General features: G+C 24.4%; 15 protein-coding genes. 6 read left to right on the forward strand and 9 right to left on the reverse strand.

The features are described 5' to 3' along the window. Together ACXX87_RS01460 and ACXX87_RS01465 are read right to left on the reverse strand one after the other, a co-directional pair. A complete protein-coding gene (locus ACXX87_RS01460) occupies positions 1-1,254 on the reverse strand; it encodes a hypothetical protein (protein WP_458573134.1) in 1,254 nt (417 codons plus the stop codon). A 31-nt stretch (positions 1,255-1,285) separates the two neighbouring features. Continuing rightward, a complete protein-coding gene (locus ACXX87_RS01465; protein WP_458573135.1) occupies positions 1,286-3,259 on the reverse strand; it encodes a S8 family serine peptidase in 1,974 nt (657 codons plus the stop codon). Between the two features lie 782 nt (positions 3,260-4,041). Between ACXX87_RS01465 and eno the strand changes: the two genes are divergently transcribed. The 3 genes from eno to ACXX87_RS01480 are packed head-to-tail and all read left to right on the forward strand — an operon-like array spanning position 4,042 to position 6,844. Next, entirely contained in the window at positions 4,042-5,415 is a 1,374-nt protein-coding gene (eno, locus tag ACXX87_RS01470; RefSeq protein WP_458557404.1) for a phosphopyruvate hydratase, read from the forward strand. 15 nt (positions 5,416-5,430) lie between these two features. Then, positions 5,431-5,928 (forward strand): NfeD family protein, encoded by a 498-nt coding sequence (locus ACXX87_RS01475; RefSeq protein WP_436358878.1) that lies wholly within the window; start codon positions 5,431-5,433, stop codon positions 5,926-5,928. A gap of 1 nt (position 5,929) precedes the next feature. Further along, a complete protein-coding gene (locus tag ACXX87_RS01480) occupies positions 5,930-6,844 on the forward strand; it encodes an SPFH domain-containing protein (RefSeq protein WP_458557402.1) in 915 nt (304 codons plus the stop codon). Between the two features lie 52 nt (positions 6,845-6,896). Here ACXX87_RS01480 and ACXX87_RS01485 read toward each other — a convergent pair whose 3' ends face one another. Further along, positions 6,897-7,721, reverse strand: a complete 825-nt coding sequence (locus tag ACXX87_RS01485; protein WP_458573136.1) for a leucine-rich repeat domain-containing protein — start codon at positions 7,719-7,721, stop codon at positions 6,897-6,899. A gap of 50 nt (positions 7,722-7,771) precedes the next feature. Here ACXX87_RS01485 and uvrB point away from each other — a divergent pair, with 50 nt between their 5' ends. Continuing rightward, positions 7,772-9,730, forward strand: a complete 1,959-nt coding sequence (gene uvrB / locus ACXX87_RS01490; protein ID WP_458573137.1) for an excinuclease ABC subunit UvrB — start codon at positions 7,772-7,774, stop codon at positions 9,728-9,730. Between the two features lie 53 nt (positions 9,731-9,783). Here the strand turns inward: uvrB and ACXX87_RS01495 are convergent, their stop codons facing one another. Both ACXX87_RS01495 and ACXX87_RS01500 read right to left on the reverse strand, forming a co-directional pair. Next, positions 9,784-10,629: an ABC transporter ATP-binding protein gene (locus tag ACXX87_RS01495; RefSeq protein WP_458573138.1), complete on the reverse strand. Its 846-nt coding sequence runs from the start codon at positions 10,627-10,629 to the stop codon at positions 9,784-9,786. Beyond that, complete coding sequence (locus ACXX87_RS01500; protein ID WP_458573139.1) at positions 10,629-18,437, reverse strand: ABC transporter permease; 7,809 nt, start codon at positions 18,435-18,437, stop codon at positions 10,629-10,631. The genes ACXX87_RS01495 and ACXX87_RS01500 overlap by 1 nt, the downstream gene beginning before the upstream one ends. A gap of 137 nt (positions 18,438-18,574) precedes the next feature. Between ACXX87_RS01500 and ACXX87_RS01505 the strand changes: the two genes are divergently transcribed. Both ACXX87_RS01505 and def read left to right on the forward strand, forming a co-directional pair. Next, positions 18,575-19,171 carry an FMN-dependent NADH-azoreductase gene (locus ACXX87_RS01505; RefSeq protein ID WP_458560547.1) on the forward strand — a complete coding sequence of 199 codons (597 nt, stop codon included), beginning with the start codon at positions 18,575-18,577 and terminating at the stop codon, positions 19,169-19,171. A 23-nt stretch (positions 19,172-19,194) separates the two neighbouring features. Further along, positions 19,195-19,752 (forward strand): peptide deformylase, encoded by a 558-nt coding sequence (gene def, locus ACXX87_RS01510; RefSeq protein WP_458559249.1) that lies wholly within the window; start codon positions 19,195-19,197, stop codon positions 19,750-19,752. A 137-nt stretch (positions 19,753-19,889) separates the two neighbouring features. Here def and ACXX87_RS01515 read toward each other — a convergent pair whose 3' ends face one another. From ACXX87_RS01515 to ACXX87_RS01530, 4 genes are all read right to left on the reverse strand, one after another. Continuing rightward, positions 19,890-20,339 carry a hypothetical protein gene (locus ACXX87_RS01515; protein WP_458559248.1) on the reverse strand — a complete coding sequence of 150 codons (450 nt, stop codon included), beginning with the start codon at positions 20,337-20,339 and terminating at the stop codon, positions 19,890-19,892. Beyond that, positions 20,323-22,968 (reverse strand): preprotein translocase subunit SecA, encoded by a 2,646-nt coding sequence (secA, locus tag ACXX87_RS01520; protein ID WP_458573140.1) that lies wholly within the window; start codon positions 22,966-22,968, stop codon positions 20,323-20,325. Before secA ends, ACXX87_RS01515 begins: the two co-directional genes overlap by 17 nt. A 58-nt stretch (positions 22,969-23,026) precedes the next feature. After that, positions 23,027-24,451: a trigger factor gene (gene tig, locus ACXX87_RS01525; protein ID WP_458560545.1), complete on the reverse strand. Its 1,425-nt coding sequence runs from the start codon at positions 24,449-24,451 to the stop codon at positions 23,027-23,029. A gap of 70 nt (positions 24,452-24,521) precedes the next feature. Further along, positions 24,522-25,751 (reverse strand): CNNM domain-containing protein, encoded by a 1,230-nt coding sequence (locus ACXX87_RS01530; RefSeq protein WP_436358865.1) that lies wholly within the window; start codon positions 25,749-25,751, stop codon positions 24,522-24,524. Between the last annotated feature and the right edge of the window lies 1 nt (position 25,752).

Here is a 25,752-nt window from a genome sequence, read left to right on the forward strand (position 1 = left end):
TTAATTATTTTTCAATAATTCATTAATTGTTTTAAAAGATAAACTTTTTACAATGTTAATTTTATATTTTTTTGGAACAATAGAGAAATTGTATTGAATTTTACTGTTGGATAAATTATAGCTTTCATTTAAATTATAGTTAAAATCCGAATCATTAATTAGTGAAAAATCAATAACTTTATTTTCTTCATCAATTTTAGATTTAATTAATACTGATTGTTTTAAATAATTATAATTAGTTTTATATTCTAGTGTTCTATGAATAACAATGCTATTATTTTCAAAAATTTGATCAAATGTTTTATCTTTGAAAAAAATCTTTTCAAGTTCTGTTAAAATATCATTTTCACTTTTTTTAGTTTCGCTATTCTCTTCTGTGTAAAATTCCTTAATAGAAGGAATAATTTTATTTTTAAATTCTTCTTTGTTATTGATAATGTGTATGTCATCATTAAATAAAAGATTATTTGAATTAAGTGAATTATTTTTAAAAATTAAAACATCTGATGTAAAAATATTTTGCTCTTTTTGTTTTTGAAATATTAAAGGTCAATAATCTTTAAATAAATCATTTTTAATAAAAAAATTCTCTTTGTATTGAAACTCTTTATATAAATTAAGTAAATTTTTTTTGTTTTCTTCTTCATTTGTTTTAGAAAATACAATTTCTTTATTTTTTTCTGTTTTAATTAATGTAAACCTTTTCTTTTGTGAAACTAATGATGTTTTTCTCGTAGTTTCTCCACTATCAATTCCAGGCAAATTTAAAACTGATATTTCTAAGATATTAAACTTATCAACTGTATTTTCATCAATTATAAAATTTAAAAAATCATTAGTATATCATAAAGATTCATTTTCTAATAAAATTAAATTGTTTTGTGTTAATTCATTTTCTAATTTATTTCCATTAAGAAAATCTTGTTCAAACATTTTTGTAATTTGTTCTTTGGTTAATCTATTATTTATATTGAATTTATCATATAATTCATTAATTTTACTAACAATTTTTTCATCAAAATCATCAATAGTTTTTATTATTAATTTTTTTTCATTTAAAAAGTTAAAATTATTTTCTTTGCTTTCAAATAATTTTTCTCTAAATTGATCAAAAATAAAACTATTATTTGCTTTTATATTTTGTTGGTCTTGTTTAATCTTAATGAGATTTTCAAAATAAATTGATTTTACTTTAATTTGTTCAACATAATCTTTTACTTCTTTCTGAGCACAAGAAAATAATGAAAATGTCATTGGAAAACTTAAACTAATTAATATTTTTCTTTTATTTTTTAACCACATAAGTAAATGATAAATTATCCTCAATTGAATTTTCAAATAAAGAAGATTTGTACTTTTTAATAACTAACCTAAAATTAGAGGATTCTGTAACATTATATTCTATCAATTCATCATTTGAATCACTAGAAATAGAACTACTTACTTGTATTCAATTTCCTGAATTATCCATTTTTTCTAAAATTAAATCATAATCAGAAAACTTACTATTATTTTGTCTTGAAAAAGCAGTTTCTTTTTTAAGTTGTAACTCATTTATGTGTTCTTTTTCTCATTTTTCATTTTCAGAATTTATTCTATTTAGTTCTGCTACATTTGCAATAGCACCCCCCAAAGGGCCTAAAAATCATCATCAATTTACTTGTGGATTATATTCAGCTCTTTTTTCTTTGTTTTGCAATAAACCAGCATTAAATAATCAAGATAATGAAGATTTTATTTTAGAACCTTTTTCTACAAAGAAACTTTTTCCTATTTTAATTATACTATCACTGTTTTCTTTTTTTACAGTTACAGTTTCTAAATTATCAGCTGCTTTAAGCATAAGTTCAAAATCTGGTATACCTGCTCCGTATTTATTACTATAACCACTTCTTTTTTTAATTTGTTCTAAATCGTTAGTAGAGATAGAAGCAGAACTTAAAATACTCTTAACTGATGGAATTCTAAAATTATCATTGTTTAAAAACTCTTTTTCTCTTAATAAAGTCGAAATTACTCCCGCTATAATTGGAGATGAAAAACTTGTTCCTTCATTATTTAAAATTTTCATTTCAATGTGTCCTGGTGCTACTACTAAAGGTTTTGCAATAGAATTATAATCAGAATGAATTTTATAATTTGAATAATTTGCTATTCTATTTTCATAAACATTTGAATTTAGTTTTTTATCCAATGCACCCACTACAACAGAATTAAAAGATAAAGAATATCTATTTATTCATTCCATTTGACCATTATTAGCATTTCCGTTTCCAGAAGAAAAAACATTTACTACTCCATATTTTCTTGAAATGTAATCCACAAAATAACTATCTTCATCATACAATTTAAATTTATCTTCTCTAGAAGAACCATAACTGTGATTAATTATTTTTAATTTTTTTTCTGTAACCATTTTTTCGATTTGTTTTTGTCAATCGGAGTTTGTTCTGTATGCAGAAATTACAATTTTTGATTTGGAATCAAAACCTTCATCACCAGCCGCAACAGAAGATACTATTAATCCGTGAAAATCTCCTTCTGTTATATGTGAATCTAAAAATTCAATACCGTTTTCGTCAAAATTATCTGTTAGGTTTGATTGAAATACATCTTTGTATTCTAAAATTCCTATTTCAGAATTTTTTTTATAAAAATTTGAATTTTTATCTCTTTCAATTTGTTTATTAAAATTTAATGTTCTATACAATTCTTCTTTGTTTGTAATATCAAAATCCTTTTTTTTATGAGAAAAAATTGTATGACCATTTAAAGAATTATTATTTTCTTTTTTAAAATTATCTTTTAAATCATTTTTATATAAAATAAATTTTTGAATATCTTTTTCAGAAATTAAAAAATTTACCAATTTTTCTCTTTGCTCTTCGTTTTCAAAATATAATCAAACAATAGGTGTTTCAAAACTAATTTCACTTTTTTTAAAGTTTGCACCTTTTTTTCTTATAAACTCAATAAAGTTTTTATTTTTTTCTGTTATGAAATTGGAGTTAGTCATTTCAGTAGTATCTAAATAATTATGATTTAATAATAATTTTAACTCAAACTCATTATCATAATTTACTAAATTTTTATTGTTTGAATTTGTAAAAACAGAAAAAAAATCTCTAACTTCTATTTTAGAATTATTAATTTTATCATATCATTTTTTTTCTTCATTTTTTGCAATGCTTGTTTGTGTTAGTGTTATGGGTAGTAATATACCAGGTATTGCAGTTATAAATAAAATACTTTTTTTCATTTTCTTAATACTTTTGATCCTTTTTTAATTTTTGACTTAAATTTATTTAAGTCTATTTTAATTATATCATTTTGCAATGTTTTTTTAGTTATAATATAATAAAAACTAATAAAAATAATTATCATTTTTTGATGAATTTTTAATAATTTCAACCAACAAATCTATTAATTCAATAAAAATTCTAGTATCTGAAAATAATCTACTAGACTTTTTAGTTATTATCTTATGTATTAATTTAAAAAACTTACAAAATAATTTAAATTTCTTTTATAAATCAAAACTATTTTTATTTAATTTAATTATATTTTAATCAATTTACTTCTGAAGTAATAATAAAAAGTTCAAATTTTTTTATGTTTTTTTGAAAAAAATGATTTTTTTTTAACAAATTATTTATTTTAGGTATATAATTATTTATGGTTGTTATCAACCAAATATTTTCATTTATTAAATTTAAAATTATTGTATTTATTTTTTTATTATTGTTATATTCTTGTTATTAGATTATTTTGTGTATACCCCCTATTATATTTTAGTCTCCTTTCTAAGTTTTTAAATCTTTTAAAGTGTTATTATAATAACTAATCTTAATAATTAAAAATATAAAAAAATTGAAAATCCATTTTGAAAATTACATTACGTTTTCAATATCAAAATCAAGAACAAATTTTCACTGTTTATCTGTTCTTTATTTTTTCTTTTTTTTAGATAAATATAAATATTTTTATTTCTTTTTAATGTATAATTTTTATTAAATATAAAAAATTTTATTAAGGAGAAAAATGTCAAAAATTACAAGCATTCACGCTCGTGAAGTGTTAGATTCAAGAGGTAATCCTACTGTTCAAGTAGAAGTTAAAACAGAATTTGGTGGTTTTGGTTCAGCCATTGTTCCATCAGGTGCTTCAACAGGGACAAGAGAAGCTTTAGAATTAAGAGATCAAGATAACGCTTTTGCATCAAATTGATTTGGTGGAAAAGGAGTTATGCAAGCAGTTAAAAACGTTAATGAAAAAATTGCTCCTATTGTTTTGGGGATGGAAGTTACAGATCAAAGAAAAATAGACTTAGCAATGATTAAATTAGATGGTACTCCATTTAAGAAAAATTTAGGTGCTAATGCTATTCTTGGAGTATCTTTAGCTGTTCTTAGAGCCGCAGCAGATGAATTAGAAATTCCTTTATATAAATATATCGGAGGAACAAACGCAAGAAAATTGCCAGTTCCAATGTTAAACGTTATTAATGGTGGGGAACACGCATCAAATACCATCGATTTCCAAGAATTTATGGTTATGCCTTTAGGTGCAAAAACAATAAGAGAAGCTTTACAAATGGCTAATAAAGTTTTCCACAACTTAGCTAAATTATTAAAAAAAGCAGGACACGGAACACAAGTTGGTGATGAAGGTGGATTTGCTCCTAACTTAAAATCACACGAAGAAGCTTTAGACTTTTTAGTTGAAGCTATTAAAGTTGCAGGATTTACACCAGCAACCAAAGGTGAAAATGCTGTTGCTATTGCTTTAGATGCTGCATCATCAGAGTTATATGATTCAAAAACTAAAAAATATACTTTTGGAAAATTAAAAACAGCTATTGAAGCTAAAAAAGAAGGATTTGCAAGTTTAACTGACAAAGTTGAATTTACAACAGATGAATTAGTAGAATACTATGGAAAATTATTTGCAAAATATCCAATTATTTCTGTAGAAGATGGATTTGCAGAATCAGACTGAGAAGGATTTAAAAAATTTAATCAAAAATTTGGTTCAACTCACCAAATAATGGGAGATGATTTAACTGTTACAAATGCTTCTATTTTATCAGAAGCTATTGCACAAGGTTCAATTAACTCAATTTTAATTAAATTAAATCAAATTGGTTCAGTTTCTGAAACACTTGACACAATTGAATTAGCACATAAAGCAGGATTTACAGCTGTTGTATCACATCGTTCAGGTGAATCAGAAGATACAACAATTGCTGATTTAGCAGTTGCAGTAAATGCAGGTCAAATTAAAACTGGTTCTTTATCAAGAACAGATAGAGTTGCAAAATATAACAGATTATTAGCAATTGAAGAAGAATTAGCTGAAGCAGCTGAATATGATGGAGAAAAAACTTTCCACAACTTAAAAAGAAATGTTAAGTAATTAAATTATTTTAATATGCCACAAGATGTAATAAAAATTATTTTTATAGTAATTTGATTATTGATAATATTAAGTTTTATCATTTTAGAACTAGCTACTAATGGAATTTGAACAGCATTAACAAGTATAAGTGCTATTCCTTCATTAATTATCGCTTTAGCAACTAAAGGTGTTTATTGAAGCATAATAGCTCAAATTCTTACTTTTATTGTTGTTTGAATTATTATCTATTTTTCAACATATAAATTACTTAAAAATAGACTTTATTCTACCAAAATAGGTGTAGAAAGAATTCAAGGTTTAACTAAATCTAAGCCTAACATTTTAATTGAAGATAGTTATGAATATGGAGAAGATACTCAAAATTATGGAAAAATTAAAATTGATGGTAAATTTTATAGAACTATTTCAGTTGAAGGTCAAGGAAAAATAGAGAAAGGAAATTGAGTAAAAGTTAAATTTGTAAAAGGAAATATCCTTTACATAGAAAAAACAACTCAAAAGGAAAATTAGTATGATTTGAATTATTATTGTTTCTGTTCTTGCTATTGCGATAATTATATTATTAATAATAGCTTTAATAAGAAGCATTAGAATTATTCCACAATCTGAGTTTGCTGTAGTTGAAAGACTTGGTAAATATAACAAAACACTTAAAAATGGAATAAATTTCCTTTTACCTTTTGTAGACAGAATTGTTAAAAGAGAAAACTTTAAAGAAAAAGTTTTAGATTTCCCAGAACAAGATGTTATTACTAAAGATAATGCAGGAATAAGAGTTGATACAGTTGTCTTTTTAGAAATTACAGATCCTAAACTCTTTGTTTATGGAGCAGAAAACTCTATGAAAGCCATTGAAAACCTTTGTGCTACAACACTAAGAAATCTACTTGGTGAATTAGAATTAGATGAAGCATTAATTTCAAGAGATACTATCAACTCTCAATTAACATTAATTTTAGATGAAGCGTCTGATTCTTGAGGAATTAAAGTACATAGAGTAGAGATTAAGAATATTATCCCTCCTAAAGAAATTCAATCAGCAATGGAAAAACAAATGAAAGCAGAAAGAGAAAAAAGAGCAAATATTCTTGAAGCAGAAGGAAAAAAAGCTTCTCAAATCCTTCTTGCTGAAGGGCAAAAAGCTGCTAAAATTCTTGAAGCTGAAGCTGATAAACAATCAGAAATTCTAAAAGCTGAAGCTAAAAAAACAGCTGAAGTATTAAAAGCTGAAGCCGATCAAAAAGCAATTGAATTATTAAATCAAACAAATATTACAAAAAATATTCTTACTTTAAAATCTATTGAACAACTTGGAGTTCTAGCTAACGGCCAAGCAACTAAAATTATTTTACCACCTAACTTAGGTGACGTTGCTAAAACAATGAGTGTTGCTTCTGAAATATTTAAAGAAGGTGACAAAAAATAAAAACAAAAATATCAAACTAACAAGTTTGATATTTTTAATTTATTTTTTAAAACTAATTTGATTTGTCAAATGCATCAGAAGCAATACTTACTTTTTCTTTATCAATTTCATTAATATTATTTGTTTTTATATCATTTAATTTAAATGCTTCTTTACTTATTATTAATTTTGATAATGGTTCTACAAAGTGAACTGATGTTATTTTATTTCTTTCAAATGCTGCTTTTGAAATTAACTCCAATTTATTTGATTTAAAATCTAAAGAAGTAATTTCATTGTTAAAAAAGGCTGAAATGCCTATTGATTTTAAATTAGAATTTTCTGAAATAACAAATTTTGAAATTTGATTATTTGCAAATGCTTGTTTTCCAATATAAGTTACTGAATCTGGTAAAATAATTTCTTTTATTTTGTTTGTTTCAAATGCATAATTACCTATTGTTTTTAAAATAGTTGCTTTTGAAAAATCTAATTCTTGCAACTCATAATCTATTTTTGATGTTGGTAATGTTCTATTTGTGAAAGCTGAATCTTCAATTATTTCTAAAGTTTGAGGAAAAATAATTTTTTTAAGATGATAAGAAACGATAACTTGGTTATCAACACCATCTTTTTTTATTGTTTCACTTAATAAAATTTCTCTACTTTTTTCACCAGCAAAAGCTCCTGTGTATATAGTTGTAATGGATTCTTTACTCAAGTCTAATGTAAAGGTTTTATGTTCTTTGTCAAATATAACATTAACAAATTCTCCTTTATCATTTTTCTTATTTACAAGATTCTCTCCTTGTTTGGTATTTGCATTATTGTCACCACAAGAAACAGCGACGATAGGTAAAACTAATAATGGACTTATAGATAAAAATATTTTTTTCATAGTTTAAATTTTACACTATTATTTTATTTTCCAATTATAATTTAAATAATATGTATAATTTAATTTCAAAAAATAAGCCTCAAGGCGATCAACCAAAAGCAATTAAAGAACTTTCCGACGGAATAAAAAATAATAAAAAATATCAAGTCTTACTTGGTGTTACAGGTAGTGGAAAGACTTTTACTATGGCTAATGTTATCAAAGAAACAAATAGACCAGCTCTGATTTTATCACATAACAAAACTTTAGCTTCACAACTCTTTTCAGAGATGAAAAGTTTGTTTCCAGAAAACAAAGTAGAATATTTTGTTTCTCACTTTGACTACTATAGACCAGAATCTTACTTACCAGCTAAAGATGTTTATACGGAAAAATCCAGCAAAACAAACTGAGATTTAGAATCTATGAGAATGTCCACTATCAATGCATTAGTAACTAGAAGAGACACAATTGTTGTCTCTTCTGTTGCTGCAATTTACGGGGCACTTGATCCAAAAGAATATCAATCTAATCTATTTTATATTGAAGTAGGGATGAAATTAAATAGGAGTGATTTATTTAGAACTTTAGCAAAAATAGGTTATGAAAGAACTGATATTGATTTAGAACCGGGAAAATTTAGAACTAAAGGGGATGTTGTAGAACTTTTTCCTGTATGAACTGAAGAATTAACTATTAGAATTGATTTTTTTGATGATGAAATTGAAAATATAGTCTATCAAGAAAAATTAAGCAAAAAAACTACAAAAAAAGTTAAAAATTTTGTTATTTATCCAGCAAACTCTTATACAGTAACTAATGATACAATTGAAAGAGCTGTTAAAACTATTGAAACAGAATTAGAAGAAAGATTATCTTATTTTGAAAAAGAAAATAAATTAGTTGAAAAACAAAGATTAAATGACAGAGTTCGCAACGACATTGATTCATTAAAAGAATTTGGTTTTTGTTCTGGAATAGAAAACTATTCAAGACATATGGATGATAGAAGAGAAGGTGAAAAACCTTATACACTTTTTGATTATTTACCTAAAGACGCACTTATCTTTATTGATGAATCACATATGACAGTTCCACAACTACAAGCAATGTATAAAGGTGATTATCAAAGAAAAAGAAATCTTGTAGATTATGGTTTTCGTTTGCCTTCCGCTTTAGATAATAGACCTTTAAAATTTGAAGAATTTGAAGAAATAGATAATCAAATTATTTATATTTCAGCTACTCCTTCAGATTATGAAGTTGACAAAACGCACGGAGAAATTACAACACAAATCATAAGACCTACTGGTCTTGTTGATCCAATAATTGAAATTAAATCAACTAAAAATCAATTAGAAACTATGTATAAAGAAATTGATAATCAAATTAAAAATAATGAAAGAGTTATTATCATAACAGGAACCAAAAGAATGGCAGAAGAGTTATCATCTAATTTTAGAGAAAAACACTATAAATCAGCTTATATCCATTCTGAACACAAAACTTTTGAAAGAAATGACATATTAAGAAAATTACGTAAGGGAATTTACGATGTTGTTGTGGGAGTTAATCTATTAAGAGAAGGTATAGATTTACCGGAGGTTTCTTTAATTATGATTCTTGAAGCCGATACCAACTCATTCTCCAGAACAAAAGCTGCACTAATTCAAATGATTGGTAGAGTAGCTAGAAATGATCATGGTAGAGCAATTTTATTTGCTGATTCTATTACAAGTAATATTGCAGCTACTTTAAAAGATAATGAAGAAAAAAGAAAAATTCAAATGGAATATAATAAAAAGAACAACATCATTCCTAAAACTATCATTAAACCTATTTTTGACCCCATTCAATCAGTTGAAACAATTGATGCTTTAGAAAAATCTTCAAAAGTAAAAGATAAAAAAGAAAAAGAAGAAATAATAAAAGCACTAATAAAACAAAAAAATGAATATATTGCTAAAGATGATTTAGAAAAAGCAATTCAAATCCGAGACCTGATTTTAGAACTAGAATCTGATCTCTAAAATAAAGAAAATTCCTTTATAAAAGAACAAATCTTATATAAAGGAATTTTTATTTATAAAACTTTAGGATTAGCATTTATTATTATTTCTTCTATTTTTCCAGAAGCTAATTTAATAACTTTATTACATAACTCAGCAACTGTTGGATCGTGAGAAACCATTACAATTGTGGTCCCATAAGTTTTATTGATATATTGTAATATTTTTAAAACTGCTTTTGATGTTTTTTCATCTAAAGCGCCTGTAGGTTCATCAGCAAAAATAATTTCTGCATTTTTTGATAATGCTCTTAATATAGAAATTCTTTGTTGTTGCCCTCCAGACATTTGAGATGGATATTTATATTTAATGTCTTCTATTTCAAATTCTTTAAAAAGATTATTAATATTTAAAACTTTCTTTTTATCTTTTTGTAAATAGGCTCCTGTTTCAACATTATCATAACCATTTAAATTTTGCAGTAAATTATAACTTTGAAAAATAAAACTAACATTTTCTCTTCTGAATTTTGTTAATTTTGAATCATTGTAATATGTCAAATTATTATTTGCAACAATAACTTCACCTTCTGATGCTCTATCTAAACCAGAAATAATGTTTAATAATGTAGATTTTCCTGAACCTGATTTTCCAAATAAAACCGCAAAATCTCCTTTTTCTATTTTTAAAGTAACACCTTTTAAAACAGAAGTTATTATCGAACCAGAAAGATAAGATTTTTTAACATCGAAAATTTCAATGATATTATTTTCTGTATTTTGTGTGATCATATCTTTGTGTTTTTTCTTTGGTTTACTATTTGCTTTTTTGATTTTTTTTATTTCGTTTTTAGTAAGTAAAACTGCATTTTCTTCTTTTATTTTACCTTTTAGTTCTTTCTTATTTTGGTTTTCTGTCATTATTTTCCTTTCAATAAATAAATAGCTTTAATTTTATTTAAATTAATTCAAGCAATAAGAGATGTAAGTCCATAAACAAAGAATAAAATTCCTATTGCAGTTAAAGCATGTCATCATTTTAAAGTAAGTATTAGAGCAATAGAACTAGATGAAACTAAAAACGCATTAAATAAAGCAATAAATCCAATAACTAATGGAATAGCAATAATTGTAGCAACAATTATTAAAGGTAAATAAATTCCAAAAAATAGTTTTATTTTCTCTTTGTTATTGTATCCCAAGATTGAAAATATAGCAATGTTTTTTTCGTTCTCCGTAATTATGATATTTGAAATCATAATTAGAATAACAACAGAAACTAAAAAGAAAATAATAACTATAGATAGTGTTAATTTTGAAACTGTATTAGCAATATTATTAACAAAACCTATTTGAATATCTTTAGCATCTACATTTGTAGAAAGCGAATTATAAACATTTTTAGAATATAAGTCGATGAAATTATTTACACCTTGTTTAATTAAGGTTGCGTTTTCACTCTTAAATTTATCACTTGTAATATTCTTATAGCTTAAATCGATATTTTCAACATCAGTAATTGTTCTTTCTTTAAATGTTAATAATTTTTTGATTAATTCATTACTATAACCATTATTTTTTAATACACCAGGTTGATCATCGCTGTTTGAATATATTTGTGCAAAGGCTGTTTCATATTGTTCTTTTGTCTCAATATTAATTAGGTCTCCACCAAATCAATATCCAGAATTTGCATATAAACCAACAGAACCAATAGTTTGCTCTGGAGTAACATCGTTAGATAAAATACCATTGAATCCATCTTGATCTAGTTCACTTAATCCAGTTAAATGATTTGCTATTTTTCTTGTTGTAACTAACTCACTATTAATGAAAGTATTTATAATACCAACTATTTTAAATTTATATTTTCTAAAGGAATTTCCTTCTAAAATTCTTATATATCTATCAATAGGATTTTTAACTTCTAATTCAATTGTATCACCGAGTTTTAAGTTGTTTTTATTTAAAAATACATAATTAACAGAAATAGGATAAACATCATTAATTACCTGTGTTTTTTCCATTAATTCGATTAAATTAACACCTTTTTCATCTTGGATTGATACATATTTAGAATTGTTATTATAACCATAAATTTTTAAACTGTTTTCTTCATTATAAGAAGTATTAATATATGTGTATTTTTCGTTTGTTTGATTGTTAAATAAAATACCGTTAAACGCTATATAAAAATCATTAGAAGGAATTTTTTTATAAGCATCTACTAAGAATTTTCTATATAAATCTCTATGTTGAGAAGTAGTTATTGCTTCTCTATCATATTCTTGAGTTTGAACATTTCATACCATATATCAGAATTTACCACCAGTTGAAACATTTTCATTTTCAATGTATTTAAAATAGTTTTGTGGGTTTGCTTCTGTTCCTACAAATTCAAAGTTGTATTTTTTGCCTGTGATATCAACTTTTTCTACAAAATGAATATCTTGAGTTTTTTCTATTTCTGAAATTGCCATTTTAGAAATTTCTAAAGTTCTTGATCTTTGACTATCAGGCATTGAATTTAAAACTATATCTCAAGGTGAGATGGATAATGATGATTCTACTTGTAATTGAAGTGACGCTCTTGTTAAAATATGGGGATCATTTTCTTTTGGATTACCATTTTTGTCTGAATCACCATTTACAAGAGCTCTACCTGGTTTGAAGTAATTATTTGCTTCAACATTAGATTCAGAAGCAACCCCTAAAGGAACATATAAAAGATTTTCTAATTGATTTTTATCAAAAGTTTGATATTGTCCAGCTTCGATAGTAGGTGTTTCTAAATCTAACTTATACTTATAATTTCTCTTTTGGTATGTTTTATTTACAGTCTCATTAAATACTCCATTTGAAGAAATTGAGAAAATAGAAATAAAGGCTGTTAAGGTTGTTGAAATCATTAATGAAATTAATTTTCAAAAACTATTTACAGATAATGAAGCAACAAATTTAGTTTTTACATTAGCAAATCTAAATATTTTTAGAAATACCATAGCAAATTTTGAAACATTAATTTCAACTATACCAGACATTAAATCAATTGGTTTTTTTCTTAAAATTCATAAAGCAGATAATATAACTAAAGCTGAAAGTAAGAAAAATGGAAGAATAATAGTTAAAACAAAAGGAATTCATTCAAATGATATACTCTGAGTCGGTAAAGTTCAATAAGATGAAAAGGCGTTTTTTAACACTTGTTGTAACGATAACCCAACTATATATCCAACAGTTCCACCTATAAATGTTGTAATGAAAGGGAAAGAAATAAATGAGAAAGCTATCATTCAAGAGTTATAACCCTGAGCTCTTAAAATCCCTATTACCTTATTTCTTGTAGATATATATCTTTTTGTAATAAATACGGTAGAAATAATTATTAATATAGACATTAATGCAACCATATAAAAGTTAGCATTTGATATAAGTTGAATCAATGAAAAAGCTGTTGAAATTCTTAAACTTCTTTCTGGATTAATAATATCTAATTCATCTTTAGAAAAGACTTTTTTAGTTACTATATTTCCAAAATTATTAGCTATTTCTCTATTTGTTTTTTCATTAAATTCTTGAACATTTGTTCCTGGTTTTGTTTTAACAAGTAAATAATCTTTTAAAGCGCTACCTCTAAAGGATTCACGAGCTCTATCAAAACCTCATTTATTAACATAAACAAGTGCTTGGTTTTTAATATTAACTTGTAAATTTTCTTCATTTATTACAGGGAATAAATAATCGATAGTTTGCTCATCACCTACTATTAAAAATTTAGAACCACTTACATTTATTATGTATTTTTCATCTAAACTATTTATTAGTTTTTCTAACTCTATATAACTAGAAGGTAATTTTTCTTTATATATTTCTTTATTGTTTTCATTTAAAAAACTAGAATTTACTTTTGCAACCAAGGAACGAACATCTTTAAATACTAAAAATTTATTTTCTTCTCTTATTATTGTAGAAGCATTAATTAAATCTAAAAAGATTTTATTAATGTTAATATCAAATAAAATGGTGTCTTGATTGTCAATTGAAAATACTTTTTTATTTAAGTAATCTACATAGGAAAGATCTAATGATAAACCTTTAACACTATGATTTTCTAAATGATATTCAAAAAGAGAATCGCTATATAAATTATAAAATCTTCCTTTTATTATATCTCTATAATTATCAGGATTTTCATTAATAATTTTTGAAAAATCAGTTACTCTATTATTTAAAACAAAGGTTAAATTAGAGTTATTTTCTGTATTATCTGTTCCTGCTGGATTCGAGGTAAATCAAGCTGCTACTATTGGGAAAATAACACTAGAATATGTTGATGATACAGTGTCTGATAAACCTAAAGAAGTAAAAACAGCAGATTGAGTTGCAAAATTCTTTCTTAAATTATTTAAAATTTCTCTATTTAAGTCACCTTTAGAAGCAAAATCGTTTAATAAATCAAATGATTTTTGTAAATTAACAAAGTAATTTGTAGCGTCTTTATGATATCTCTCATTTGTTGCAATTTGTGCTAAATTAGAAACTAAAGAAACTTTATTTAAAATAAGTCAATCAGCTAAATCTAAACCTGTAATAGCATTTTTCTTTTTATAAATTTCAGAATCAAATAATTTATTTATTTTATTTTTTCATTCATTAGCATCAGCAGTATTTGGTATGTTTTTAAATAAAGTATCTGCAGAATCAAAAGGTTGTGCTATACCACGTCCTATTGGTTGAATGTCTAGTCCTTTAGAGAAAAATGATCTATTTTCAAAGTTTTTCTTAGAATCATACAATTGTGTTTCAATTAATTCTTTGTATAAATAAGAATTTTGATTTTGTGCTTCTCTAAAAAAGAAATTGAAAACTTCTTTTAATTCCGTTGAACTCAATTGACTATTTTCAGAAACAAATTTAATTCAAAAATCATAAAAAATCAAACTATTTACAGAACTAGAATATTCAGAAGAATAAACAACATTACTTACAATTTCTCTAGCTTTTGGTTTTGCTGTATTAAAGGCTGTGTTACCTTTTGTGTTCTCGATAAAAATCTCATATAAATTGTCTGCTAAAGTAGAGTTAGAATTTGTATTTTTTATAACAAACGAATTATTTGATTTAGTAAACTTACTAAAAGTGAAAAGTTTTAATGTTTCTTTAAAAATAGAGTTTCTTTGACTTATTTCATCAGCATCTTTTATGATGTCTTTTCCAAAAAATAAATATCTTTTTATAAAGGAAATTTCCGTATTATTGAATTCTTTATCGATTAAAATTTTATTATCAACTTTGTCAGAAAGTTTAATTAATTCCTCAAATTTAGCATATGATAATAACTCTAAATTTTGTAAATCGAACAAGTCAAGTTTTTCAGCATCTTTATCTGGTACTGAATAAGTTATACCTAATGCACCTTCTTTTTTGGTTTTACCAGATAAATTTAATGTTTCTTCTATTGCTCTAAAAAGAGTATGGGTAGTTGCAGAATCTTTAAAAAATGTTGAAATAAATGCAGTTATTAAATTAGATGTTTTAAGAGTTTTAGCAACAAATAAAACTTTTTGCGGATCTTTTGATTCATTTACAAATTTATAATCTTCAAAATAAGTGTTTTCTAAAGAATTTTCTACTATATTTAAAAGTCTATCTTTATCTAAAATAGAAATTATTTTAGTTAAACCTGAATTTATGTTTTTAAAATTTTCAGAAGAATTATTTTTATCTTTATTTGTGTTAATTTTGTCAAAAATATTAACTAAAGAAGTGGTGATTTTTTCTTTTAAAACACTTTCTTTATAAGAATTAATAAGTTTATTGAATAAAATTCCTTTATATTTTTGCTCTGATTTATTATAAGCGGTAGAAAGTAAAGAATCAAAATTAATATTTTTAACTAATATAGTTGCACCTTTTTTAAATACATCAAAATCAACGGATTTAATTAATGGAATAACTAAATCTGAAACACTAAAATAATAATAAGCATGAGTGGAATCGTTTCTCTCTTGTTTATTTCATTTGTTTTCGTATCAATTGTGAATATCAGTTAAAAAAGATTTAAAATCAATTGATAAAATTATTGTTTTTAAACCATCAATAAATTCAATTGGGTTATTTATTATAGTTTTTAACTCTTCTTTTGTATTATCTTTTAAAATATCACTTCAAACATTAATTCCTAAATTAGAAAGAATTTGACCTATTTTATCTATGTTATCAATAAAATAAGTTTTTTGTTCATCTAATGTAGTTCCATTATCTCTAATTTTGTTTTGAATGTTTTCAAGAAAATTATTAAATATTTTGTTTAAAAATTGATCATCATTTTGAATAGTTGCTAAATAAAGTGACTCAAAAATCATTCTTTGCATTAAAGATTGATTATTTTTACCTTTTGTAAAAATATCATAATATTCAGTAACGAAAAAAGCATCTTGAGTTGCAGTTAATAGTTTATCTAATTCATCTACTTTTATGAAGTTTTCTCTAACTAATTCACTATTAACTATTGTTTTTTTAAGACTATCAAAAAGTGTTTTTACTGTTTTTGATGTTTCTATTTCTTTTAGTAAGGCGCTGGAAGGTGCTCTATATATGAAAGGAACATTATAAGTATTTGAAAAGTTTTCATCTGTTTTGTATCAACCATTTTCTCCTACAGAAACTTTTAGACCTAAATGTTTAGATTCCATAAAATTATTTAATTCTGTAAGAGTTAAAAACTCTTTATTATCAACTAAAACTTTAATTCAGGAATCTTGTGTTTTTTCATAAAGAGTATAACCATTTTTTGAATTTCCAACAGCAAAATTCACTGTTTTTTCTTTATTTTCTAAAATTACTACTTTTTCTTTTGAAAAATTTGCAGGAAATAAAGCTAACTTTTGACTAGAAGGAATATCAATAAATTCAATGGTTGGATTTAAGTATTTAGAATCAGGAACAAAACCTTGAAAAATGGCATTTATAATTTCTGCACTATATACAGGATTGAATTCATTTTTATCAAAATTAGGATCAGCATTAATAAATAAGTTACTTTTATGAAAATATTCATTAAAAAGTTTTCCTACTTCTTGCTTGTGGTTTGGATCAAAATATTCTTCATTTATTCCTGCATCAATAAATTGAAAAATTTTGTTTTCTCCTTTTTTTTCATCTATTGCTGTTGTAGTAATAAATCTTCTTCTACCAACTGAATCAACTTCTTTTTCGTTTTTCACATAATCAAAGATTTTGTTTTTTATTGTTGTAGAAACTGCATTTCTAAGTTTTAAATAAGTTAAATCTACTATTTCTTCATTGGATAAAGATGCTAATTGCTGTGAAGTTAAATTTTGAATATTATAATTGTTTCCTAAATTTTCAATATCCTTAATTGATGTGGTTTTACCATCTGGTCCTTTTATTAATAAAGTTAAATCATCTTTTAAAAGATTTTGACTAATAACAATAGGTTCTTTATTTGAGATAGTTTTTACTATTTGCTTTTCTCAATAATGTAGCTTTTCAATTTTTTTAAATTCTTCAGGATCATTCTCTTTTAAATTTGCTAAATAATTAGAAAAATTTTTAGAAAAATTTCCTTTTTCTGGTTCAATATCTAACAAAGTAAAATTATGTAAAATAAATTTGGTTTGATAACTAACTCTTGAAACTCATTCATCTTTAAGTTTATAAACATTAGATTTAGAAAATTGGAAAAAATCTGGCAGTGATTTATGAATGTCGTTTTTTAAAAATAACTTTTTAATTACAGGAGCTGTATTTTCACTACCATTCATTAAACCATCAGGTTTTAAAACAATATTATAGTTTCAAACTTGTTGAGGAGCCGATCATTTTGCTATGTTATCTCAACTAAATAATTCACTTGTATAATCTTTTTTATAAAATAACTTTCAATTATTGTTATTATCTTTATGAACTCCGATTAATTTTGCTGTTTCATCTTCTGTTAATAAATATAAAATACCATTTCTTTCTCATGAGTTGATTTTAGAAACATCAAAAGTTGCTTCTTTGGTATTTAAATTAATTCCCATTCTATTTATGGAAGATATTATATGATCTTCACCTTGATTATGTAATAAGTAGCCTTCTGAACCGTTACTTGAAATGTTTATAACTTCAGAAATTTTGTATCTTTTGTCTAAAAAAACTGCAGTATTATCCTTGTTTAAGTAATAGGAAATTTCTTTTTCTTTAAATGTTCCATCAGCATTTTTTAAATAAGTTTTAAAAAATTTGCTATCGTTTTTTAAAACTTGAAATTGTTTATTTTTTAAATCAAAATTAAAATCTTTATTATCGATATTATTTATATTTTTATTAACTTCATACTGAAATAAAAAGTCTTGAGCACTTATATAATAATTTGCTTTTTCACCCTTAACTCCTAAATCAGAAAGCAAAATAAATTGTGATTTTATTTGAAAATCTAAAATTTCTGTTATAGTTTTTTGATCCAAAGTGTATTCAATTGGTGTTTCTTTTTTATATCCGTTATCTTTAGCGTTACCACTAAAGTTAACATCTAAATCTACTGTTGAATCATGTAATTTAGAAACTGCATTATATCTATTTATTTGTCTATTAAAAGATTCTTTTACACTAAAAAGTAAAGTAAAAACTCCTGTAGTTAAAAAAAGTAAAATAGATAAACTTATTGTTGTTATTTTATTTTTAGATAAAGATTTAAAAATTTCTTTTAATAATTTAAACATAGTAAATACCTCATTTTTTAATAAAATATAAAAAATTATACTATTTTTTTGCTAAAAATAAACTTTTTGAAAATTTTACTACTTTTTATAATATAATACCTTAGCAAATTAATTTAATAAAAAAGAAAGAAGGAAAAATGAAAGTTTTAGTTATAAAAGGTTCTATTTTGTCTAGAGAATCTTCAAATTCAAAATTAATGTCAGATAAATTTGTAGAATTTTATAAAGAAAAAAATCCAACACATAAAATTATTGAATTGGATTTAAATAAAGAAAAAGTAGCTTCTATCTCTTTAAATTCAGAAAATATGAAAACTTTTTGACAAGATGTAGAAGCAATGAAATTAGTTGATTTATTAAAAAGTGTGCAAAAAGTTGTTTTTTCAACTTCAATGATTAATTTTAACTATTCAGCAGTTGTCAAAAACTTTATTGATGCTATTTCAATGGCTAATGTAACTTTTAGTTACAAATACAGCAAAAAAGGAGAAGCAAAAGGTCTTTTAGATCATTTAAAAGTTCAAATTTTAACTTCTCAAGGAGCGCCTGCTGATTGATATCCTTTTGGAAATTTTACAGAAAATTTAAAAGGATTCTGACACTTTTTAGGAGCTCAAGTAGTTGAACCAGTTTGATTAACAGGTACAAAAGTTGAACCTTTTGCTTCTTTAAGTAAAGAAGAAAAAGTTAAAAGTATTGAAGATAAAATCAAAAAAGCTGCATTTGAATTTTAATTATTTTTATATAATATATACATATGAATAGAAAAAAAGTTAAAATAATTCAATTACCAAATAATGTTTTAAGAGAAAAATCAATTGATGTTCCTTGACCATTAACCGAAGAAGATGAACTTCTAGCACAACAAATGATTGATCATATTGACTATTCACAAGTTGAAGGTCAAAAAATGTATAGACCAGGTGTAGGTGTTGCTGCTGTTCAATATGGAATCTTAAAAAATATGTTCTATATTAATGTTAATAATGGACCTGATGATATAGTATTTAGAGATATTATTATAAATCCAAAAATACTTGGTTTTTCTGAAGACAAAATTGCTCTTCATCATGGTGAAGGTTGTTTAAGTGTTAATGAAAAATGACCACATCAAGAAGGTTTTGTTAGAAGAAGAAAAAGAATTAAAGTTGAAGGTTATTCATATTTTAGTAAAGAAAAAAAAATATGAACCGTTTCAGGATATGTTGCAATTGTTTTTCAACATGAACTCGATCACTTACAAGGAAAATTGTTTATTGATCATATTGATAAAAAACAACCTTGAAAAAAAGAAAAAGAACTTGAAACATTATAAGAAAGTTAGCATTTATTTGCTGACTTTTTTTATTTCCCAGTTTAGTTTCAAAATTTCCAAATAATACTGTTTTACAGTGGTTTTCGGGTTTGAATTTATTTTTTTACTTGTTAATTTTAATTTAACAAAAATTAAAATTATTTATTTTCTTTTTCAGAACATTTATATTTTACTCAAACTCATTGACAACTAAAAAACAACATATTCTCAAATAAAAATGAAATTGTAATTATCTGATTTTTTCAGTTGTCTCATCACAATTTAGCTAATCAAATATTTATCAAAATTAGCATAAATCAAAGAACTATAAAAATTAATTTTAGTTTTTTTCTATTTAAAAATTTACAAAGATCACTATGAAATCTTTGATCTTTAATAAAATGATTTTTAATTTTTGGATAAATTTGTTTAATAAAAATTAAAAAAATTATTATGATTACAAAAGGTAAAAAGAGTAAAGCAATGTTAACTATCAATCAAAAGTAGTTAATTAAATTGTTATAAATATAAAAAGTTAATTCAATTAATCCAACTATAAAAGATATAAAAAATAAGATTAACACTATTATATTAATCTTTTTTTTCATTGTTTTTTTCTTCTTCTAATAATCTTTGTTGACTTTCCAAAATAGCTGCGTTTTCTTCTATGATAATTCTTTTCAATTGTTCATCATCCATATCTTTAGGAACAGAAAGGATTTTTCCATCAATAAGTGTTATTTGTTTCATTTGTTGTTGGTATTCATTAGCTATTCTTATTTTTTCTTCTTCCATATCTATGATTGCTTGAATTTCTTCTGGAGATTTCCCTACTTCAATTGTTAAAATTTGTCCGTTAGATAGTTCTATATTCATATACTCTATTTTTCTAGCATATGAATTATTAAATAAATTTAATATTGCTTGATCTGAACTTTCATCAATAAATACTTCAAATTTTTTAGTTGCTTCTTCAGTAAAAATTTGGAATGGATTTTTTTGTGAATATTGAACAAGATTTGCAGATGATCTTAACTTATCAATAATATCAATGTGATTTTGTCATTTTTGATCTAGTGCACCTAGTAAAATTTGTCTTTCTAATTTTACATATTCTTCTTTTAAATTTTCGATCAAGTTAATTCTTAACACGTTAAAATAAATGTCTTTCATTTTTTCTTTTAAATATTCAATCAATTCATCGTAATGGTGTTCACTTATTTCTTTATAAGTAAATTCTACTTTAGAAATTCTGGAAAAATTCTCATTTAAAAATTTTGTTAAAATGTCATATTTTACTTCTTTGTTTGTTTTTAAAATGAAATCAAAATTCATAAAATTATCTACTGATCTTTCAATAATTCTAATGATATAATGATCTAATTCTTCACTTTCTAAAATGATATCTCTTTGTGTATAAACTAAGTCTCTTTGTTGTCTAATAACATCATCAAAACTTAAAACATTTTTTCTGTTATCGTAGTTTAAACCTTCAATTTTTTTCTGTGCTCTTTGGAAAAATTTATAAATAGCCTTTCCTGGAATAGGTTCATCACTATCACTTCCAAAATTTTCTTTAATTTGATCAAATTGAGAAAATCTTGTCATTAATTGATCTTCAATAGAAAGGAAAAAACGGGAATAACCTACATCTCCTTGTCTTCCTGATCTTCCTTTTAACTGATTATCTATTCTTCTTGATTCAGATTTATCTGTTCCAAGAACATATAATCCACCTTTTTCTAAAGCTTCTGGTGTAGGTTTAATATCGGTTCCACGACCTGCCATATTTGTTGCAATTGTAACTGATCCTACTCTTCCGGCATTAGCAATAATTTCTGCTTCATATTCGTTTTGTTTAGCGTTTAAAACAGTATGTAGAATACCTTCTCTAACTAAAAGAGAATGTAAATATTCTGATTCATCAACTTGTGAAGTTCCTACAAGAATAGGTTGACCCAATTTATATTTTTCTTTTATTTCTGCAACAATTGCTTTATATTTTGCTCTTGCAGAAGGGAAAATTAAATCAGTATCATCAAATCTTTTTATTGGTCTATTAGTTTCAATAACATTTACTCTTGTGTTATAAATATCAATAAATTCTTGTTCTTCAGTTTTGGCAGTACCTGTCATACCGCAAAGCTTTTTAAACATCCTGAAAAAATTTTGATAAGTTATGGTTGCTAAAGTTTTAGTTTCTGGTTCTATTTTAATCATTTCTTTGGCTTGAATAGCTTGCTGTAGTCCTTCAGAATAGCTTCTTCCTTCCATTATTCTTCCAGTAAATGTATCTACAAGTTCTATTTTTCCATCTCTAACAATATACTCAACATCTTTTTTCATTATTTTATGTGCTCTTAAGGCATTTTGAATGCTATGAACTAATTCTGAATGTTGAATATCATAAAGATTTTCAATATTAAAAAAATGATTTGCTTTATCTATTCCATTATCGTTTAACTTAACTGCTTTACTTTCTCAATCAATATCAAAATCTTCATCTTTAAGAATTCTTACAAATTGATCGGCAATAAAATAATTATTTCCGCCACTTTTTTCACCACCAGAAATGATCAAAGGAGTTTTAGCTTCATCAATTAAAATAGAATCTACCTCATCTATTAAAGCATAGTTGAGTCCTCTTTGTACTTTAGATTCTTTTTGTGTAACCATATTGTCTCTTAAGTAATCAAAACCTAATTCAGAGTGAATGGAATAAGTAATATCACAAGCATAAGCAGCTTTTTTTGTTAAAGAATCCATCTGTGATTTATTAATTCCAACTGTTAAACCCATTCAATTATGCACTTGACCCATTTCGGTAGCATCGCGTTCTGAAAGGTATTCATTAACTGTTGAAACAATTACCCCTTTACCTTCAAGTGCATTTAAATATACAGGAGCAATAGAAGTAATAGTTTTTCCTTCTCCTGTTTTCATTTCTGCAATTGAACCTTGATCCAAAATTAAACCACCCAAAATTTGTACATCATATGGGAATTTGTTTAACACTCTTTTTGTAGCTTCTCTAACTGCTGCAAAAGCTTCAACTCTGATATCTTCAAGAGTTTCACCATTTTTTAAACGTTCTTTAAATAATTGTGTTTGATTCTGTAAATCTTCATTACTCATTGAAGAATAAATGGATCTTTTTTCATTTATTTCTTTTAGCAATTTTCTTGCGATTTTCATCTCTGTGGATGTTGAAAAGAATTTTTTAATTTTATGTAACATATTATTTTAAATTTTACTATTTTTATGAAGAAAAAAAAGAAAAAAAGACCAATAGGTCTTATTTTGAAGAAGTTTTTTTAGTTTCTTTTTTAACTGTTTTAGAAACAGGTTTTTTTACTGATGTTTTTGGTTTAGAAGTTTTTGTTTCTTTATTTTCTTCTTTTTTAACTTTAGAAACTATTGTTTTCATTTTTTGTCCAATTTTTCCTGAATTGTATTCAATCAATCTATCGATAACTTTTCTGTTTATGATAGGAATTTGTAATTGGAATTTTGAAACCATTTGTTCAACAGCTTCTGGTGTTGTTTTGTAAAGTTTTGCAAACTTTTCATATTCTTTTTTATAATCTTCTTCTGTTGCTTCTAATTTTTCAATTCTTGAAATTTCAGCAAAAATTAATGATGTTTTTAAGTTGTGAATTGCTTCTTTTTCAAATGTGTCATTTAATGTTTTTGTGTCTAATTTAAGTAAATCAGCATATTCTTTAAGTGAAAAACCTTGTTCTTTTAATCTTTCTTCTGTTTTTCTTTGAACTGCCATTTTTTCTTTGTTAATTAAAACTGAAGCTAAAGGAATTGTTGTATTTTCAAAAATTTTGTGAAATACTTTGTGTTGAAAATCAATTTTTGATTTTTCTGTTTTTTCTTCAAGTAAAAGTTTTTTTAGATATTCTTTTAATTGAGAAACTGTATAAACATTTTCAATTTTTAAATCAGAAACAAAAGCATCATCTAATTTTACTTTTTCATATTTTTTAACATCTTTTACATGAATTTTAAATATTGCTGGTTTACCTGCAAAGTTTTTTGCATGGTAATCTTTTGGAAAGGTCACTTTAATTTCTTTTTTGTCACCTTTTACAAAACCAATCATTGATTCTTCAAATCCTTTAATAAAATTTCCTGAACCGATTTTTAATTCAAAATCTTCTGCTTCTCCACCTTCAAATGGTTCATTGTCAATAAATCCTTTAAAATCAAAAAGCACAACATCTCCATTTTCAATTGCTTTATCAGAGCTTATTAAAAGTGAATGAGATTTTACAATTTTATCTACTTCAGAATCAATTTCTTCTTTAGAAACAGTTGGTGCTTCATAAGAAATATCTAATCCTTTGTAGTTAGAAATTTTAAATTCTGGATAAACTGGATATTTAAATTCTATTACTAATTCTTCTTTTGAAACTTTAACTGGATTTAAAGCTGCTTCATCCAATACTTTATCACTTTCTATAATTTGTTCTTTTGCTAAAGAAGCTAATTTAGGAGCTATTGAATTTGCTGCTTCTTGAATTACTTGTCCTTCTGAAATTAAACTTTCAGCTTTTGCTAAAGGAACTTTTCCTTTTCTAAAACCAGGAATTTGTACTGATTTTAATAATTTGTTTTTTGCTTTTTTTTGTGCATCTAATCATTCTTGTTTATCTGCTTCAACTGTTATTACTAATTCTGCAGTTTCAGCTAGCATTTTTCTTTTTGCCATATAAAAAACTCCTCTGTTTTTATTAATAATATATTTAATTATAAAGTATTTTTTTGTATTTTATAATTTTTTATTCTTCTTTTCAAATTTCTATTTTAGGTTCTTCTTTTCTTTTGTTTTCAACAACTTTAAAATATAAGTTATTAATATTAAATTTGAATTTTAAAGTTAATTTTTTGTTTGTTGTTTTCTCTAAAAAAGAACCAATATTTTCATTTTCATTTTCGTCTAAATTTATTGAGAAAAAATCATTAATTTTAGAGATAGCTGTAGAATATTTAACCATGATTTTTGAACTTTCTTCCAACTCATAAAAATCTAATTCGTCTCTATAATCATGTTCATCATATATTTCTCCAACAAGTTCTTCCAAAATATCTTCTAAAGTTATTAAACCAATAACTTTTTTATCATCATTACTCTTAGTGATAAAACCTAATTGACTTTTATTTTCTTTCATTTTTTTTCAAGCAACTTTTAATAAAGAATTTGAAGAAATATAAGGAACTTCCACAATGTAATCATCTATATTAAAAGTTTCTTCATCAGATAAACCGAAAATGTCTTTTAAAAGGATTATACCTACAAATTTTTTATTTTTTTGAACAGGAATACGGGAAAATCCCGTATTTTGGAATATTTCTTTAATTTTTGCTAAACTATTTTCATAAGAAACATAAGTTATTTTTTTCAATCTAACATAGTGCTTAGTTACTTTTATGGAATCAAAATCTAGTGCATTTCTTGCAAGAATAGATTCTTCTTTTTCTAAAACACCTTCTTTGTAACCTAAATCTAAAATGTGTTTAAGTTCATTTTCTGTATTAGTAACTTGATCTGATTTAACGAATTTTGAAATTAAAAAAGTTAATGGTCAAAATAAGTAATGAAAAAATAAAATTAATAAATATGTACACTGTAAAAATTTTATTGGATATTTTCTTGCTAAAATTTTGGGCATCATTTCACCAAAAATAACAATAATAGGAGTCATAACTAAAGTAGAAACGATAATTTCAAAAGTTTCCTCTGTTATTCAACTCGAAAACAATGAGGATAAAATTACAGAAGAACCAATATTTACTATATTATTTCCTATTAAAATTGTAGATAATGTAGATGGGAACATCTCATATCTTTTAATTATCACTTTTTTTTGAAAGTGTTTTTTGCTATTTAAATTTTCTTCTAATTTTGCCCTAGAAACAGTTGAATAAGCTGTTTCAGAAGCTGAAAAAAACGCTGAAAGAACTAATAAGAAAATTAAAATTATTATAAATATAATTTTCGACCAACTCATT

Source organism: Mycoplasma sp. 613B (genome assembly GCF_054343485.1).